This window comes from Mesorhizobium sp. M0923 (assembly GCF_040319365.1).
Classification (GTDB): domain Bacteria; phylum Pseudomonadota; class Alphaproteobacteria; order Rhizobiales; family Rhizobiaceae; genus Mesorhizobium.
The window spans coordinates 263,809-281,035 of record NZ_JAMYNW010000006.1 but is presented as its reverse complement, the minus strand read 5'-3'; the positions used below and the strand labels follow the sequence as shown (position 1 = coordinate 281,035).

Here is a 17,227-nt window from a genome sequence, read left to right as displayed (position 1 = left end):
CGCGGCTCCCGGCTCAGAAATCGGTGGTCATTGAAAGCTTCACCGTCAGCGGCGCGCCCTGCGCCAGCGTGCCGTAGCTGGCGACGCCTGCCCAGTAGTCATTGTCAAAAACATTCTCGACGGCGGCCCGGAAGGTGACCGGACGATCCTGAATGTCCGTGTGATAGCGGGCACCCAGGTCGAGCCTTGTCCAGGAAGGAATCTTCTGCGTATTCGCCGTGTCGACATATTGCCTGCCCGTGTGAATGACGTTGGCCGCCAGTGTGAGCCCCTGCAGGAAGGGCGTATCCCATTCCGCGCCAAGATTGAACTGGACCGACGGCACGCCGATAGGCGTGTTGCCGAGGGTTGCCGCACTGTTTGTCTTCGTCAACTCGCCTTCGAGCAGCGTAACGCCGCCAAGCAGCCGCGCACCCGGCGTCACTTCCCCGAAGACGTTGAATTCCAGGCCGCGGTTGCGTTGCTCGCCGCCTTCTACGAACACGAGATCGCTCCCGCGGGTTTCAAGCTGCCCAAAAGGCTTTTCTATCTGGAACGCGCTGACCGTCACGGCCAGGCGGCCCAGATCGATCTTGGTTCCAATCTCGATCTGCCTGGACCTGTAAGGCGCCAACGTTTCGCCCGCATTCACGGCCGTCGTCGGCGCCGTATCGCCTATGCTCAGCCCTTCGACATAGTTGGCATAAAGCGACACGTTCTCCCACGGCTTGACGACTAGGCCGACCAGCGGTGTGAATGCGCCTTCGTCGGAGGACGATGTGACGGCGCCGGTGGTCGAGTTGAAATTTTCCGACGCGATATGCTGCCACCGCGCTCCGACGGTTAGCTGCACCCGCTCATCAAGCATCGACAAGGTGTCGGCGATGGCAAATCCGTATAACTCGCTCTCCGATACCTTCGGCACCGAAGCCGGTGCCGGTATGTCCTGCCAGGGCCGGGCGACAGGATTGTAGATATTGGTGAGTTGAGCCGTCCCCGAATTGAAGCCCCGGCCGAGACTCTGATTGAAATGACTTGCCTGGAGCGTGACGGAATGGGCGATTGCGGCAGTGTCAAAGCTGGCGCGCAGGCCCGTTTCCGCAGTGGTCCTGTCAATATCGAAGACGTAATTCTGCGGCGTTATGCTGACGTCCCCGGCCGAGTTCAAGATGACTGGCGTCCCGAAGAGTCGCTCGATGCGCGAGTTGCCCCCGCCGGCAGCGGCAAACACCGTCACCTGGTCGGTGAGATCATATTCGACGCGTCCCAGCAATGACAGATCTTCACTCTTGGACCACTCCCACGGCTGCTGGACGTTAAGCCGGCCATCTGGCGCCTCTGGTATTGCGAAACCGGAAAGCGGAAAGAACGGGCGTTGCGGCGCCTGGAAGTCTTCCCGCTGTCCGATGACGTCGAGCGTCGCCCTGAGCCTCTCGCCCTGATAATCGAGTGCCAGGGCCCCGACCGCCACGTCGCGCGTTTGGTCGTCGATCGGCGTGTCGCCGCCGTGATAGCTGCCGTTGAAGCGGACCCCGAACTGACGCTCAGCGCCGAAGCGTCGGCTCACATCGAGATGCCCGCCGCCCTGCAGGCTCGAGGCATAATCGGCCGTAAACCGTGTTAGATCGACCTCGGCCGCGCGCTTGGGAACGATATTGATGGTGCCGCCGACACTGCTGTTCGGCGCGATGCCGTAAAGCAGCGCCGCGGGTCCTTTGAGAACCTCGATACGCTCGGCATAGTCCGTGAACAGACGATAGGCCGGCGCGACTCCGAACACACCATCGAACGCGACCTCGCCAAAATTGCCTTCGTTGATCGGAAAGCCGCGAATGTAGAAGGAATCCACTATCCCGCCGGTGGAATGGGTGCTCCGCACGGAAGGATCATTGATCATCACGTCGGCCACCGTGCGTGCACCCTGATCCTCGATGGTTTGCGCCGTGTAGCTGCCTATGTTGAACGGCGTATCCATGATGTCGCGATTGCCGAGCAGGCCCAGGCGCCCGCCTCGCGCGACTTGTCCGCCCGGATACGCTTCCGGCAGATTGCCGATCGTTGCGGTCAGGGGCACACCACCCAGCCCCTCCACCACAATGGGCTCAAGCACCGTCGTCTCCTGCGCAGCGGCGTCCTGACCCACAACCACGGCCAGCGCAGCGAACAGCCCAACAGATTTCCTCATGCAAGTCCCCTCATGCCATGGACCAAGAACGTTTTGCCTTGCCTGGCGGGGAGCTGGGTGAGGGTGGTCAGGTGGTCTTGCTAAATAACATGATTATTGCTGTCAACAATGAAACGGACATTCCACGTCGCTGAGCTCAGATGCTATGGGGGGTGAGCGACGAGGGCGCGACAACCTTTGGCGCTGTTGAAAACGACCATAAGGAGTTCCCCTATGTCGCAAGACGTGAACCTACCCGCTGGTGTGTTCCGGCCACTCGGCACCCCCAATCCTGAAGATGGCTTACGTCGAGATGAAGTAGGCGGTCCCCATCCGCGGATCCCCATACCGGCCAGCGGCAACTGAAAGGCCGTATTCAAAGGCCTGACAGAAGGCCGCACTCGATCACACGTTCATAGGTCGGAAGCTCCTTGCATAACGGGCGGCAACCACAGAAGAAATGTCGCATCGGTGCTGCCGTCATCGACGTGAGCACCCGATCGGGCGTCAGCTGGTCGGGGTTGCGCAGCCGCGGGTGCGGTCCAGCGGACACCCTGGGCTTTAACTTTCTCAGCCCGTCAGCGACATGGTGGAGAACCGGAATAACCGACCCATTGCGGCCGTTGGAATCCGTCGCGAAACCGGCCTTCTGCGACGTTGCAAAAACCAGACGCAAATCCAAAATCGAAACTTTAATCGAGATTTTTACGACAGACTGCCGATGAACTATGAAGCGAAGAAAATCCGTCTGACCTGCGGCGAGAACATCGTTCGAAAGTGGGCAGCGTTCATGCTTGCTCACCTCGATGAAGTGTCATCGGCACTCCGGCAGGAAGGCGTGCGGCATGAGATGTGGTTTATGGGAGTCGATGGCACATCGCTGTTTATTATTGGCGTCATGGATGTAGACGACAAAGCCGCTTCGGTTGCCGTTTCTGAGAAGTCGCACCTTTCCGTGGATAACGTTCATAGGCAATTCAAGGCTCATTGGGATCGATCAACCATCGAAGATTTGAAGGTCGATCCGCTTCATGCCCCAACCTTTGGTGACTGCGAATTGCTCTTTGAAGCGCGCGCGAGTTGAACGGGTCGACTTGACTTATGTCGCAAAAATCCTGATTTTCCGAGCTGCCGCACCGCCTCAGTTCAATCAAGGGCTTGGCTGTCGCAAATTCACGCGCGCTAAAGTCGGCGCTGTGCGACCGATTTTTGCAACGGCCCCGAAGGCTGGTATTCAACTCGTTGCCAGATTCTGATCTTCACGGCTCGAACTCTGCTGTGGTCATCGAGGTCGTGGCAGTCAGGATGTTGCCGCATGATCTGCCGCCTGTGATGGATATGGAGGGCGGCGGATCTCGGTCAACAGTGCAAGGACATCGCCGATCCTTCCTTTGTCAAAATCCGCCCCCTTACTTCGCGCCGCGCTTCACATAGCCGTTGTCCTGGCTACGCGTCAGCTCACGTCCGGCCTGCATCTCGGCCACCATCGCAAGCGCTTCGTCCAGGCGCTTGTTCTCGACAATTTCCGGTCTTGCCTTCTTGCCGGCTAGGCTCTTCGCAAACGGGCTCGGATCGAGGATGAACAGCACCTTGTCGTATCGAAGCGTCAAGGCCTGCGACAGTGTGCGGAACTCTTTGCGGCACATGGCGCCGTCCAGGTTCTCATGATTGGCGAGGGGACGGTGCATGTCCTTCGGATTGCGCGGCTCATTGCCGAAACGGGCATTAAAGTCGGCGGCGAACTCGGCGGCATAGGCATTCGCCGCCTCGATCGTGCTGATGCTACGCAGGTGCAACTCCTTCACAAGCCGGTCCTGCAGCGTCTAGTCGGCCCGCTCGACGCGGCCCTCGGCCTGCGGGGTGTTGGGGCGCAGATGATGTCGATGTTCAGCTCGTAGAGCGCACGGCCGAACTGCGTCAGGCCGGTCGTTCGATCCTTCGTAACCGCCCGGTTGTCACCGCCTGCCGGCTATCATCGTGGTGGCCTAAGACACGTGTTTAACGACGTCGTTTGCGACCTGTCTTAGGCGAGGTTTGCGATTGCATTCTGACTCATAAGTCTGCAATCCCCGACCATTGTTTTCAGCTACTTGGCGGGTCACCGCGACTCATAAGTTGAGCCCAATTTCGACCCGTAAGCGTGCAAAAAGAGGAAATTCGACTCGTAAGTCCGACGCGGTTCAGTCCGACCTTCCGATGCCACCTCTGTGGCTATGCCCGATCACTATGGCGGCGGGCAATCCAGCCACGAGGACATCTCACGCGTCCTGCGACCGCCGGTCTCAAGAACGAGTTCCACGTCTTCCACATAAGCGCCTGGAAGTGCTTTCCTGAACATCAGGCAGGCATCCACCCTGAAGCTTCGCTCGCCCGGCCTGTGAATTTCCCAAGCCCACGCTCGAAGCAGTTCTCTGACAAGGTTCGGGTACCCATCTTGGGCGCGCACCCAATCGATCGGAAAGAACGGGTGCATCCATCGAGGGCCTCGTCGCCGGGGATCACGAGCCTGACGAGCCGGGATTCGCCGCGAGACCTGAGGACGTTCACAAGTTCCGGATGGCCGCCGAACTGCAGCAGGCGCCGATCGAACTCCGAGCCTTCGAAGAGGTAGTCTCCTCTGAGCATCTCGGCGCGCGAGATGGCGGCGTGGACCTGGTTCTCGCGATGCCGGAGTTGGCCCTTGTGCATGGCTGCTGTCACGACCGCCTCCGTGAGGGTATCCCGAAGGTCCGGGAACGTTGATCGCAGCCACCCGATGCGATCGCCAATGGACAAGGGACGCAGCCCGTCTCGCTTCAACAGCCGGGCCTCTTCGTCGGTCAGCCTCGTCCCGTGGTATATCGAGTTCGCCCTGATCCAGTCGAGAACGTCGTCGACGACCTGGCTCAGGGATGCGTCGTCGATCAAGGCGTCGAGCGCGTCCTCGTAATACGTTACGCTGGCGGATGGTAGGGATCGCCGGGCGCTCTCGGGAACCGAACAGCGCAGCGCCTCGCCGAGCGGCGCCATCCAGTTGTTGCTGTCAAAGTTGATGATCAAGATCGGCCGTCCGGCTATCACTGAGCGAAGCTTCATCCGCATTCTCGCTGGTTTCGAGCGCGGCCAACGCCCGCCCAACCAAGCTTCGCAGCTCCTCTGCCATCAATCCGTGCGGGTCTTTCAGGAGCGCGACAACGTCTTCCTTGCCGAATTTCGACAAGACGACGGCGGATTTAACTCTGCGCACGATGGTCTGCGACAGATGGCGAGATCGCACCGACACCTCAACGACCGCCATCTGTTCGTCCTGAGGGACAAACGGGACCACGAATTCTTCCTCGGTGCCGTGCTGAAACTGTTTACACAAAAAGCGCTTCGACCGTTCCGCGGACTCGTCGGATACCTCGATGAACCGATGGTCATGCGCGTGCCGAGCCGCCAGCTGTTCCGCGAGATTCGGTATAGCGATATCGAGAGGTTTAGGCGGCGAGGGCAGATCAATGCCAAAGTCGGTCAGAGCATGAAACGTCTCTGGATCGATGAATTGTGCACGCGAACGGATGTCCAGCTCGACAACTACAGCCTCGTCGGGCTTCGTACCAACGTTTTCAACGCGTAATGCGACCGTGCTAACCATAGAAAGCGTCTCCAGGAGGCGCATTAGATCGTCAACGCGCAGAGCTTCGATTTCCCGATCGAACGTCTCCAGCTCTTCAGCGTATCGATCAATTTGCCTACCAGTCACACGCCCAAAGCCGCCGATTTCGAAGTCCAGACCAAACGGCTGTCGGACGACCTGGTGCCGCTGCGCGACCTCACGAGGTGTCGGGAGGTCGTGGCACGCCAGCAAGTTCCGTTTGAGGGCTTCAAAAAAGCCAACAGCGTCAAAAGTTTCGTCGAAACCATCGAATATCCTCTGCTCCGAGATCTCATCAATCCGGGAGATGACCGTGGAAGGATGAGCGCCAAGCCTGGCCTGCAGCTCTCTATTTTCGGCTCTCAGCCGCGCTAGTTCCGGAGTGTCTGGTTCCGCCCGGTCTTGCTCCCATGCATCGGGACGAATGCCCTGCATGCCATGTTGGCGGGCAACTCTCAGTGGCCTCGCGTCGTTCGCCACAAGCGACATACTGACCCGGCGAGCCGTTGCCGCGTGCATCAGCTGCGCAACGATCCTCGAGTCATCTTCTGTCAGGTCGAAGGCTTCGCCGTCGAGTTCTGAATCCCTCGGACGATCAAGGAACACGAATTCGACCTCCGTCGCCCCGGATCGGGAACGATGGACATAACCGTCGTCGGCTTCAGCGGATCGCAGGACTTGCTGATATTGCCTTGTCCGTTTGCGCATGTAGCCTGAGGAAGTGTCTTTGTGGTTGTCCAGTTCCTTCTGGACCTGTGCGCACACATAAACGGTTACGGCCGAGACGCCGGGGAAAAGCTTCTCCCACTTCAGGTCCTCGACGTTCCCGAAATGGAGAAAGATGTTCGTATCCGTGCCGACATGTACGTGCCCCATTAAACCGCCCATTCCCGTCATAGCAACGGTGGATGGTATACACGAAACGAGCTAACACCAAGACGGGTAGGCGTATCCGACAGCTGCGGTAAGAGCGTCCGCTTCTCTGCTAGATCTGCCAACGCAGCAGGGTCAAAGTCGCCGCTGCGTCGGCATCGATGCGAATCCTCGAAAGGCCCAGCGCCTTGGGAGACGTCCCGGCCACTCGAAGGCGCCCGTCGAGGATCGCGCTGATGAGTCCCGCGACGGGAACATCGAGCTCGCGAGCGGCAATCGGCAGCGATAACGACCGCGTGCTCGCCGCCTCGCCACCGTCGAAACGTTTCAGAAGCCTCCGCATGAGCCGGTCGGCTTCGTCTGGCGAGAAGAAGCTGTATGCCGCCCCCGTCGCCTGGGGCAGCGAGCTGGCGACCGATCTCGCGGATTGGAAAGCCGGGAAGATCGACTGGGCTGACGTCGACCGCGGCGTCCTGTTGAGCGGGCCGCGGGGCACGGGCAAGACCACGTTCGCGGGGGCGTTGGCGAGGACTTGCAAGGCTCATCTCGTCCTCGGATCGCTCGGACGCTGGCAGGCGAGGGGGCATCTCGGGGATATGCTGAAGGCCATGCGTGCAGCCTTCGACGAAGCCAACAATAATGCTCCCTCGATCCTCTTTCTCGATGAGATCGACGCGGTGGGCGATCGCGAGAAATTCAGCGGTCACAACGCACAGTATTCCACCGAAGTAGTGGCAGCACTGCTCGAATGCATCAACGGGGCGGAGGGGCGCGAAGGTGTTGTGGTCGTTGGAGCCTGCAATCATCCAAGCCGGCTCGACGCGGCTATCGTCCGGGCTGGCCGCCTCGACAGGCATGTCAGGATTTCCTTGCCCGATCTGAAGGGCCGCGAGGGGATTCTTCGCTGGCATCTGCAAGGTTTGCTTGTCGGCGCCGATCTCTCCAGCGTGGTGAGAAGGACAGAGGGCTGGAGCGGCGCGGCGCTCGAGCAGCTAGTGCGTCAGGGCAGGCGACGGGCAAGGCGGGAGCGCCGGAGCCTGCTGCTCGAAATCGCGGCCGAGCTGCCTGCTCTGGTTTCTCTGCCGGAGAAAATGCGGCGCAGGTTCGCCGTCCACGAAGCCCGGGCATGCGGTGGTCTGTCTTGCCATCGGCGTGGCCGAGATCGTCCGCGTGTCGATCATCGAGACGTTCGACGTCTCAGGCGGACGGGTGCAGGACGGCGGCGGAGTTGTTTCAGCGAACCGGGCCTGCGCGAACGGACGCCGTCGCAGTTCCTTGACCGTATCGCCATGGTTCTGGGCGGGCTTGCCGCCGAGGAGGTTCTGCTCGGAGCGAAATCCGCAGGCGGAGGCGGCACGCGCGGTTCGGACTGCACAACGCAACGCTGTCCGCGCTGACGTTCGAGGCTTCGTACGGGCTTGGTGAGAGCTTGGCTTACATTGCCGCCGACAACGAGGAGGACCTGTTCACGGCCATGCGGTTCGACCGTGGGCTTCAGGAGCGTGTCGACAAGGTGCTGATGGAGCAGTTCGAGAGAGCGAAGCGCATCATCGGAGAGCATCGGAGGGAGGTCGAGGGCATCGCCGAAGCCTTGCTTGCCAAAAGGGGAACTGTCGGCGGCGGTGGTCGAGGAGATCATCGCGCAGCAGCCTCGGCTCAAGCTGGTCGACGAGCCAGACAAGAGGGCGGGTTAGTCATGGCTCGCCCTGCATCTCAGAGCGCGCAGCGGTATCCGCTCACCGCGATGCTCGGGGCCGAAGCCAACGTCCGCGTATCCGATGGTCATCGCCGGGGCGAAGCTCTGCCTCGGCGTCACGGTCACGCCGGAACAGGCGGAGTTCATCGTCGCGCAGCTGCCGGCAACTCTTCGCCTAGGGGCAAAAAACCTGACTGTCTCGAGGGCCGAATCCTTTCGGCGTCCTTCAGGAATCCTGTACACCCGTAACTCTGCCGCGCGGCGACTGTTCGCCGGAGTTCCCACCACGAGCCGAAGCGGCTTAGTCCGCTTCGGCTTTTTTCGTGCCGTTTCAAGCCACGCCAGTTTTATCGCCGCAGTTTGTGCATCGACGGCTTCCGGAGAGGTGTGCGGACTTTCGAGTCGAAATACAAGACTTATGAGTCAAGATACAGCCGGACATTTTAGAACTTAGCTGCTACATGCTAAAGTTGCATAAGATAGATTATGGAACTTAAGCTATTGATATCGCTAACTAATTCGGTTTCTGACTCTCTATCCAGTGAGTTGCCGTTGACCCAACATCCAGATACCGACCAAGCGAACGCAAATAGGCAACGATCTCCAGCTTCAGAAAATCGCGATCGCCGTAAGCTTCATCTATGCGCTGCAGCTCGATCTCCGCGTCGACCATCTCCTCGACGTCTCCGAGCACGTAGGCGTCATGTCCTACGGCACAAATGTCGCATCCGGCCTGGATGATTTCATCTACGAAGGCCGGGATCTCGCTCGCCTGCATTAGTCTCATCCTCGTCTCCTTTGGGCGCGGCCCGATCTAGGTTTCCTCGGCCAATGGATCACGCGCCTTCTCAGCGTATTCCTCGAGATAAACACGCGATGTTTTGTCGGACATTCTTTCCGACAGCTTTTGGACCATCAGATCAACGTCAGCGTTCAAGTCCGTGGCTTCGACTTCACTGGCCGCGTTGACGCTGTCGAAAATCACCTGATTAAAGGCGGCGACGTCGGAATCGAAAGCGTCGCGGATCTCCTGGCGCCGAAGGACCGGCGAACGAATGACCTGCATGTCAGGCTCACCCTCGCGCGCTATAAGCCGTTCCCGCTCTGGATCCTTTTTCTTAAGGATGCCGGCATACTTGTTCCGATCGAGCTTCTCCAGGTCGACCTCTAGATCGTCCTCGTCGGCCTTGCCCTTCTCACCAATTTTCTGGGTTGCGCGCTGTGCGGTGGCTTTATACACTTCGCGTCGATCATCGGAATTCATCTCACTAATTGATCTTTTCCGGCTTGGTTTTGCATCGGATTCCGATTCATCGTCGAGTTTAGGGCGCTCGTCGTTATGACTAAGGGATGCCCTGTTGACTTTAGCGAACTGCTGAGGCCGCTGTTCCTTCTGCCGCTCTCGCCGCAAATCCTCTTCCGTCACGCCGGCCGAACGCTTCTCATCCACATCAAGGCGATGGCGCAGCTCATCGAGGGACGAGATATACACCTGGCGCACGCCATCCTTAAACGAGAAACGAACCTCATGAGCGTTCTGCGGCCGCTCCACGGAAGCGAAATCCACCTCTCCCGTCGCTGCCTTGCCACGCCGGTCTTTGGCATTGCCTGTCGCCTCCTTCGCGGTAGGCCGAGAGCCGTTGAATTTGTCGGTATCCGCAACGGTCCATTCGACCGGTTCCATGCGCGGCTTGGGTAGAGGCTTGAATTTACGAACCTTCGAGAACATGCGCTCGCCGCCCGAATCCAGCTTCATAATCCGCATGAGCGGCATGCCGGTCACCTGCAGGATGGCTTCTTCAGGCTTCATCATCATCAGCGTGTTGACCGGGAGAAGGTCAACGGATACCGGCACCTTAGAAACCGAGCGATCGCGCCGGCCATGACGATGCGTGTATGACGACTGCTCAATCCATCCCGTCGTCTTGCCGGCTGCCGTGGAGACCGCCGTTGCGTCCTCCTGGTTCTGGAAGTTCATATAGAGCTTGATGGTTGAAGCCCCCATGAGGATCTTCTGGCCAGCTTTCTGGTACAGCCGCTCGAGCTGCGCGCCGTCCTGAAGAATAAAGACGAAGCGCGCGCCGTTTTTGCGGATCAATGGCGCAAGGGTCAGAGCCGTATCGATGCGGCCGCCATTGCCGAACTCGTCGAGCATCATCAGAACTTCATGCTCACCGTTCCGCAACTTCCCCATCTGCACCAGCTCGTCCGCCATCTGCTGGATGAAGATCGAGATCAGCCGCTCATAGATCTGGATCGCATTCCAGTCCGCCTGCACGTAGATCACCATCTTGCGCTTCCGGATGGCATCAACCGGGATCGTCGTAATAGAGGTCAAGGCCTCGACGAGAGGGTTCTGCAGGAAATTGAGTTTAGCGACGATCTCGGCCGCGATGCCCTCCCCGAGCTTTTCATGCCGGCCCGCGAATTTGGTCAGCTGCATACGGGTCTGGTCGGAGAGAACGTCTTCGTAGTTCTCGAGCAGCTGCACGATCGCCTTGCGCTCGTCCGACATCGAGTTGAGGATGCGATAGAGCTCACTCAATGATTTTCGCGTATCCGGGCATTCGAGGACGAAACCCAACATGGCTGTCATCAGGATACGGGCGCTTTCCTCCCAAAAATCCGATGAATCGGAGCGAAGACGCTCCGGAAGCAACATTTGCGTCAGCTTCTGAAGGTCGGTGATCCGCTGATTTGGGTCCTTGCTGATCAGATCGAGCGGATTGTAGCCGTCAGTGAGCTTTGAGCCTGGCGCCAGCAAATAGACATCGTACCCCTTGTCTTTCATGTAGCCGGAGGTTTCCTCGAACAGTTCGCCACTCATATCGAGAACGAACTGGGAGCCCTGAAAGCTCATCATCGTCGGGATCACGAAACTGCGCGACTTACCCTGCCCTGGCGAGCCGATGACCATGACATGCTGATCCCCGTCATTGCGCAACAACAGCCCCTGCTTCAGCCCAAGCACGATCCCGCGCTTGTCGCGCAGCCGGAAATCCGCCGCATCCTTCAACGTCGCGAGACGGGCCTTGCCCATGATCATGCGTTGACGCTTCTGCACCGCCGCTCCGATTGGAAAGCCTACAAGAGCGCCGGCCGCTGCAAGCCCCGCTAGTGCAGCCAATACCGTTTGACGCGATGGCCGCTGATAGGCGCCGGCGGCATCAATCGCGCCAAAGGGCGCCTGGTACATGGCCGCGAGATGATTGCCAAAATATTCGGCCGCGGCAGCGTTATTGCCAAACTTCGTCGCGACCAGATAAAAACCGATGCCATAGGCGATCACGCCGACATAGGCGGCCGCGAAAACTAGCGCCGTGTTGGCGATCAGGCTGAACATCGATCGCACATGCACGAGATAAAGAATCTTGCGCGAAAGCGCCCTTCCACCCTTCAGCATCCACAGGCAAAGCCACGCGAAGAGAAAGGGCGCTGCCAGCACAAACGCAAGAACCGACAAGCCAAAGGTGTTACGGATGCCGATGATCGACCAGGTGTATCGGACGCCGTCCAGAAATGGCGCTTTAGAGAGGTAGTCGTAGAAGGAGGCCGTGCCGAACGACGTCACATAGAGATCATAGATGAGCGTGAAAAAGGCAAGCCACAACAAGATCGCCGCGACGATCGCCACCGGGAAAGTGAAGAAGGAAACTTTCTGAAGGCCCGTCCACTTCGGGCGGACAATCTCCACGTCAGTGTACACGCTTGCCATCTTCGTCAACCTCATCGGCAAAATAAACTTCGCTGACGCCGCGGCCGCCGGCAGCATCGCTCTTCTTCAACTGCACTACGATCGGAATGATGGACCGGATGTAACGAATGATATCATCACGCTCCATGCGAACATTGCTGTTCAAAACCAGCGTCGACAACCGATTAAAAGCATGATGGGGCGAATTGGCGTGAATGGTCGACATCGACCCCGGATGACCAGTATTGATCGCATTCAGGAAGTCGAATGCCTCTTCGCCACGCAACTCGCCCATAAAAATCCGATCCGGCCGCAAACGCAGCGCGGTCGCCAGCAGATCCGTCATTGTCACGCGCGCTTCGCCCTGCCCCCCTTTCGAGACAAGCAGTGAGACGACATTCTCCTGGCGTGGTTCGAGCTCGGGCGTGTCCTGCATCAACACGAAGCGTTCGCTATTCGGAATCGCGGTCAGCATGGTGTTGAGAAACGTCGTTTTACCCGTTGAGGTGCCGCCGGAGATCAGCATGCTGCGATGGTTGATGGCCGCCATTTCAAGAAAGGCCCTCACCTTTCCGGCGCGCAAAAGCTTGGACAATTCGACATCGACATCATCGATGTAGTCGTCGCCTGTCACCTTGGTGAATCGGAAGGCGCCCGCCTTCTCATAGTCGTCAAGGTCGAAGTGACGGATGAACTGCTTTCTTATAGAGAAGGCATGTCCGGTCGCAGAAGTTGGGTTCAAGACAAACTGCACACGCTCTCCATCGACGAGCGTTGCCGACAACAGGGGTTTTTCAGCGTTGATGTTCTGCTTGGTGAAGGATGCGGCACGAGACGCCATATGGCGGATGGCCTCCTGTTCGAGGCCTTCAACACTGACCTTTTCCATCGCCAGCTTGCCAATACGCTCAAGCCACACTTCGTTGCGACGCTGGCACGAAATCTCGACGATGCTCGGATCATCGAGAAAAGTCTTAATTGGCTCCAGCGCCTCCGAGAGAAAGTGCTGCTCAGCCGAAATGGACGGACGCGCATTCATTTGTAGACGGGCTCATCTGGTGCGTGGATAGCGCTCTGCCGCGGTTTCTTTTTGTGCAGAAGCCGCTCGTACTCTTCCCGCACCGGGTCGGGATAGAGGTCCGCAAAGTCCAAATCACGGGTGACGAAAACAGTGATATCAGATCCTTGGGCAATATGGATCGTCGGGCGGATGTTGCGGGTGTCTTCGAACGCTTCAGAGGCCATCTGCTGAATCCCTGACGCGATCGTTTCAGCCGCGATTTCTCGCGCCCGGTCTTGGGAACTGTCGCCGTTATCCTGCGGGATGCGCGTGACTGAACCGTCCGAGTTGACGATCGTAATGTACTGCGTTTCCTGCCGGCCAAGTGAGGCAACGTATTGCGCCGCGCCGCCGATCATCGTCATCAATGCTGGCGGGCCGAAGCGTTCCCAATATTTTTTGTTCACTTTGCCCGTCATGCCCGAGCGGCCGAGCCGATCAGTACCATACGAGCCCAACTGCACAGACACGCCGTCGCCACGGATCATGCGGGTCCACACAATGAAAACCCGCTCCTGCCCGCGTTCAACGCCAGACTTGTAGTCGCCGATCAGTGACGAGCCTGCCGGGATCAGAATGCGGCGACCATCGAACGAATAGACGTCCTCACGCACGATGCCCTTCACCATGCCGGCCAGGTCCGAATTGATGGCCGTCTCAAGCGTGCCACGAATCATCGCTCCCTGCGGGATCCACGCATCGGTGCGGCGATTTTCCGTCGCCGTCGAGACTTCAACACCCTGCCCGCCCATGGCCTTCAGGAAAGCTCGATCATTGTCGACAGCGCCACCGCCACCGCCTGCAGCTTGTCCTTCAGCAGCAGACGGCTCGCCACCGCCAAAGCCACCCTGCCCGTTTGCTGTCGCCTGAGTTGCTCCGTTGGTTTGATCGGACTGATCGAAAACCATGGATGACGAACGCACACGCTCAAGCAACTTCGCTTGACGAGCAAGTTCGACGCATTTCGGATGTTCAGGATTGTTGCCGTTGGAGCAATCGACGTCTGCCGGCGTCGCTACCGGCATAGCTGCCGGAACCACGGCGGCCGGTGGAGGCGGCGGTGGCGGAGGTGGGGCCTCTGGAACCTGCACCGTCGGCAACGGTGGAGGCGCTGGCGTGGTAAACCCGTCATTCCTCGGGGCCTGGATCGGCTGAAACTCCTCTCGCGGCGTTGTATCGACGATCGGCGCTTCCTCGCCACCGGACAAAAGGAAATAAAGCACGACACCTACGCCCGCGATCGCGGCAACTACCGCAACCGGCCGCATGATGCCAATGCCAGCTTTTCTGACTGGACCGCCGATCGCTGAATCGCCTTCGATCGAATGATAGTGAGAATCGGACATCTTGCCCCCTACCTTGATCGAGTTTCCGGTTGGAGAGGGCCGCTGCGCGATCCGCCTTTGCCAATCCTCTTAGGACCCACTACGCCTTCGATAGGCGCTGGCGCGTCGGCCGGTGCGGTCCGCAAATTGAAGAGGCAAGTTTCTTCCTCCGTGCCGTAGCGCAGCGTCCATTGCCGCGAAACTGTATCAATGACGATGTAGTCCGCTTCCCTCCGGTAATTTACGAGGCTTTCGCGTCGCTTCCGGTCAACGACAAAAATCGCTGGAACGTCACCAGTGAACTTCATGAAGGTTTTCAGCCCATCATCGAACACCCACAAAGGCTTGGCTGCATCATTGCCTTTGAAACCGTAGTCGTAGTTGACCTTATCCCGGCGGATGTTCTTGATATTAGGGTTTTTTTGGGCGTCCTGTGCCTGCTTCCATAGCTCCGCCGTGCCTTTCAGTCCTGCGTCCTCGGGGTAGGTGAAGCGCAGCTTGTAAGTCTGATTGTGCATCGAGCGGGTGTCGTTAACGCGAAGATCAAAGGAGTAGGTCCGCTTGGATGTGACCACCGACAAATTCGTCGGCGCATCTTTTTCCATCGGCTTCAACGTCAGCGACCGCCGGTCTGCTGATGTCAGTATCTGCCATGACACTGTGTCGCCGGCGACGACCTGGGTGATTTCCTCATCAGCACCGAACAGGATGGTCGTCACTATCCCGTAGGTTCCCATCACCAAAAAAACCTGCTCTGACGAATAGGGCAATGTCCGCACACGCGGATCGAGGCGGCCGGGGCGAGCAACCAGTTCTGCATGAGCCATTGATGTCGTCAAAAGCAGGCTCAAGAGGATAGTGGTCGTTCTCTTCATTGACCCACCAACCCGGAAGGCATGTTTTCAGGTACCTTCACGTACTCGGTCACGACAAAACCGAGCGGGTTGTAAAGCCGCACCCTGTTGCTTGCCTGCAAATTGATCTGCTTGTAGCGAACCGTGGCAGACCACCTGTTCACCACCTCGCCATCACGCTGGCGCTCTCTCGTCTCGAAGCGCACATTCATGGTGTTGGCGTTTAGAGGATTGACTGAAAGGATCTCCGGGCGAATTTCACCGGTTGATCCCAAAGTCTTCACCGGCCCCCGCGGGTTGGATGGATTCATCGACTCCTCATAGTCCTCAAAAGCCTTCGAGCCCGGCTCGGACCAGAGAGCAATCATGTCGAAGTTGTCCGAAAGATAACGTGGGTCGTAGGTCTCACGCCGGATGACATAATTGCCAACAAAGGCGGCTCGGACAGCCTGCATTTCAGCGACGTTTGTCCGGTCCTTCTCGAGCGTCGTCACGGTTTCCATATAGCCGGTGTTCTTATCGACGATGAGGGGCACGACCTCGGTGCGCACCAATGGAAATAGCTGTGCAACCGAGAAGGACAAAATTCCCGCTACTGCCCATCCAGCCACGGAGAAGAACAGCAAAATGAGGCCGATCAGCGTCCTCAGTGATTTGTTCTTCTCGCCCCATGAAAGATGCTGACTATAAGTCTCTTGCGGACCTGGCACCTGGTCGCTTGGCCCCTCGTTCTGCCGCCTCCTAAAGAACGCCACCTTCCAACCTCATATGTCCCAATCGACGCAAACTTTGAGCGTGTGAATTAATCACAATGCACCCTAAAATTACACTCCAGTGCAAGAAAAGGTGATGCCCAACGGCAACAACGCGAATTAGCCGCCGCTGCGCCGTCTGTTTGTCAACATCCGCCCTAACGCACCCGCACCTACGCCCATGCCTCGGCCCATAGCCCCTCCGGCAGCCATTGTTGCCAAGAGGGCACCCTTTGGCCCGCCGGCCATGGCGAGCGCCGCCCCTGCGGCTTGTGCCCCTCTGCTGTTACCCTTGGAAAGTCTGCTCTGAGCACCACGATAGAGTTCTGGCACATACCCGCCGCCTGAAACGCCGCTCATAGCCGCACCAAACGCAAAGGACTTCGCGAAATCCGGCACCTGCAGAATGAAATAGGAAATGATCGCAAGATACAGAACTATGGCGATCGCGATCGCAAGTGCATTCTCCTTAGTTGCCATGCTATCGTTCACCGTCTCCATCATTCCAGCAAGAAAGCCGAAAGCCAGGCCCGCCATGATGTAAGTGAAGAGGAGCATGAACATGCCATAGGCAATTCCTCTCACCCAGGCACCAAAGACGAAATTCGTGATCTGAAAAAAGTAGCAAAGGATCGCAATAGGACCGACAGCTAACATGATAGCCGTAATCATCTTGGCGAAAAGCGTCACTCCCGTCAGGATCAGCAGCATTGGCAACAGACCAAAGCAGAACACGATAAATACAATAACAGCGCCCGTCACATTCGGCATGATGCCAGACTCGAACGAATTAAATAGCTTCATCGTGAAATTGTAGATCTTCAAACACATACTGGCGACTTGCTGCGCCAAATTCGCACCAGCTACGTCTCCTCCCATCTTAGACGATATTGCAGACCCCAACTGCTGAGGAGTTTCCAAGACAAACTGCGCGATGTTGTCGTAAAATATCGCCCACGACATGATTAACGCATATGCTAATGCAACCTTGAATCCAGTTATGGCCATGTCCTGCAAGGTCACGCTGGAAAGCCCGAGCGCTCCCCACAGAAAATACAGGATCAAGAAGAGCGCCAAGATGGCAGAGATCAAATTGCCGTTCTCGGCGAACAATCCCCAGGCTCTCTCCAGGGAGGCAACATTGATCTTGTCGAAATAGCTTAGCGCGTCGCCATAAAAATTGACTGCATAGCTGACCGCGTCCATCGGCCCCC

General features: G+C 58.2%; 13 protein-coding genes and 1 pseudogene. 2 read left to right on the top strand and 12 right to left on the bottom strand.

Annotation, left to right across the window (positions count from 1 at the left end; translation table 11 throughout):
• Positions 1-13: 13 nt before the first annotated feature.
• Positions 14-2,164: a TonB-dependent receptor gene (locus tag NKH89_RS13365; protein WP_023802455.1), complete on the bottom strand. Its 2,151-nt coding sequence runs from the start codon at positions 2,162-2,164 to the stop codon at positions 14-16.
• 700 nt (positions 2,165-2,864) lie between these two features.
• Here NKH89_RS13365 and NKH89_RS13360 point away from each other — a divergent pair.
• The gene (locus NKH89_RS13360) at positions 2,865-3,227 is read left to right on the top strand and encodes a DUF6176 family protein (RefSeq protein WP_023802456.1); all 363 of its coding nucleotides are present in this window, start codon (positions 2,865-2,867) and stop codon (positions 3,225-3,227) included.
• 328 nt (positions 3,228-3,555) lie between these two features.
• On the opposite strand, the pseudogene NKH89_RS13355 reads toward NKH89_RS13360, so the two are convergent.
• From NKH89_RS13355 to NKH89_RS13340, 4 genes and pseudogenes are all read right to left on the bottom strand, one after another.
• Positions 3,556-4,091: pseudogene (locus NKH89_RS13355) on the bottom strand (transposase family protein); the annotation flags it as partial.
• Between the two features lie 389 nt (positions 4,092-4,480).
• Positions 4,481-5,182 (bottom strand): hypothetical protein, encoded by a 702-nt coding sequence (locus tag NKH89_RS13350; protein ID WP_156942695.1) that lies wholly within the window; start codon positions 5,180-5,182, stop codon positions 4,481-4,483.
• Positions 5,166-6,635: a PIN domain-containing protein gene (locus NKH89_RS13345; RefSeq protein WP_023802459.1), complete on the bottom strand. Its 1,470-nt coding sequence runs from the start codon at positions 6,633-6,635 to the stop codon at positions 5,166-5,168. The genes NKH89_RS13350 and NKH89_RS13345 overlap by 17 nt, the downstream gene beginning before the upstream one ends.
• 109 nt (positions 6,636-6,744) lie before the next feature.
• Complete coding sequence (locus NKH89_RS13340; RefSeq protein ID WP_023802460.1) at positions 6,745-6,975, bottom strand: hypothetical protein; 231 nt, start codon at positions 6,973-6,975, stop codon at positions 6,745-6,747.
• On the opposite strand from NKH89_RS13340, the gene NKH89_RS13335 reads away from it, so the two are divergent.
• Entirely contained in the window at positions 6,974-8,029 is a 1,056-nt protein-coding gene (locus tag NKH89_RS13335) for an AAA family ATPase (RefSeq protein WP_023802461.1), read from the top strand. The genes NKH89_RS13340 and NKH89_RS13335 overlap by 2 nt on opposite strands.
• A gap of 813 nt (positions 8,030-8,842) precedes the next feature.
• Here the strand turns inward: NKH89_RS13335 and NKH89_RS13330 are convergent.
• The 7 genes from NKH89_RS13330 to NKH89_RS13300 form a co-directional block, all read right to left on the bottom strand.
• Positions 8,843-9,106, bottom strand: coding sequence for a Y4lK-related protein (locus NKH89_RS13330; RefSeq protein WP_352909054.1), 264 nt, complete (start codon positions 9,104-9,106; stop codon positions 8,843-8,845).
• A 36-nt stretch (positions 9,107-9,142) separates the two neighbouring features.
• Positions 9,143-12,100, bottom strand: a complete 2,958-nt coding sequence (locus NKH89_RS13325; protein WP_352909053.1) for a type IV secretory system conjugative DNA transfer family protein — start codon at positions 12,098-12,100, stop codon at positions 9,143-9,145.
• Positions 12,024-13,061 (bottom strand): P-type DNA transfer ATPase VirB11, encoded by a 1,038-nt coding sequence (gene virB11, locus NKH89_RS13320; RefSeq protein WP_023802466.1) that lies wholly within the window; start codon positions 13,059-13,061, stop codon positions 12,024-12,026. The genes NKH89_RS13325 and virB11 overlap by 77 nt, the downstream gene beginning before the upstream one ends.
• Positions 13,058-14,428, bottom strand: coding sequence for a type IV secretion system protein VirB10 (gene virB10, locus NKH89_RS13315; RefSeq protein WP_023802467.1), 1,371 nt, complete (start codon positions 14,426-14,428; stop codon positions 13,058-13,060). The genes virB11 and virB10 overlap by 4 nt, the downstream gene beginning before the upstream one ends.
• An 8-nt stretch (positions 14,429-14,436) precedes the next feature.
• Positions 14,437-15,282, bottom strand: a complete 846-nt coding sequence (locus NKH89_RS13310) for a TrbG/VirB9 family P-type conjugative transfer protein (RefSeq protein ID WP_023802468.1) — start codon at positions 15,280-15,282, stop codon at positions 14,437-14,439.
• Complete coding sequence (locus NKH89_RS13305; protein WP_023802469.1) at positions 15,279-16,016, bottom strand: VirB8 family type IV secretion system protein; 738 nt, start codon at positions 16,014-16,016, stop codon at positions 15,279-15,281. The genes NKH89_RS13310 and NKH89_RS13305 overlap by 4 nt, the downstream gene beginning before the upstream one ends.
• A 117-nt stretch (positions 16,017-16,133) precedes the next feature.
• A complete protein-coding gene (locus tag NKH89_RS13300) occupies positions 16,134-17,219 on the bottom strand; it encodes a TrbL/VirB6 family protein (RefSeq protein ID WP_023802470.1) in 1,086 nt (361 codons plus the stop codon).
• Between the last annotated feature and the right edge of the window lie 8 nt (positions 17,220-17,227).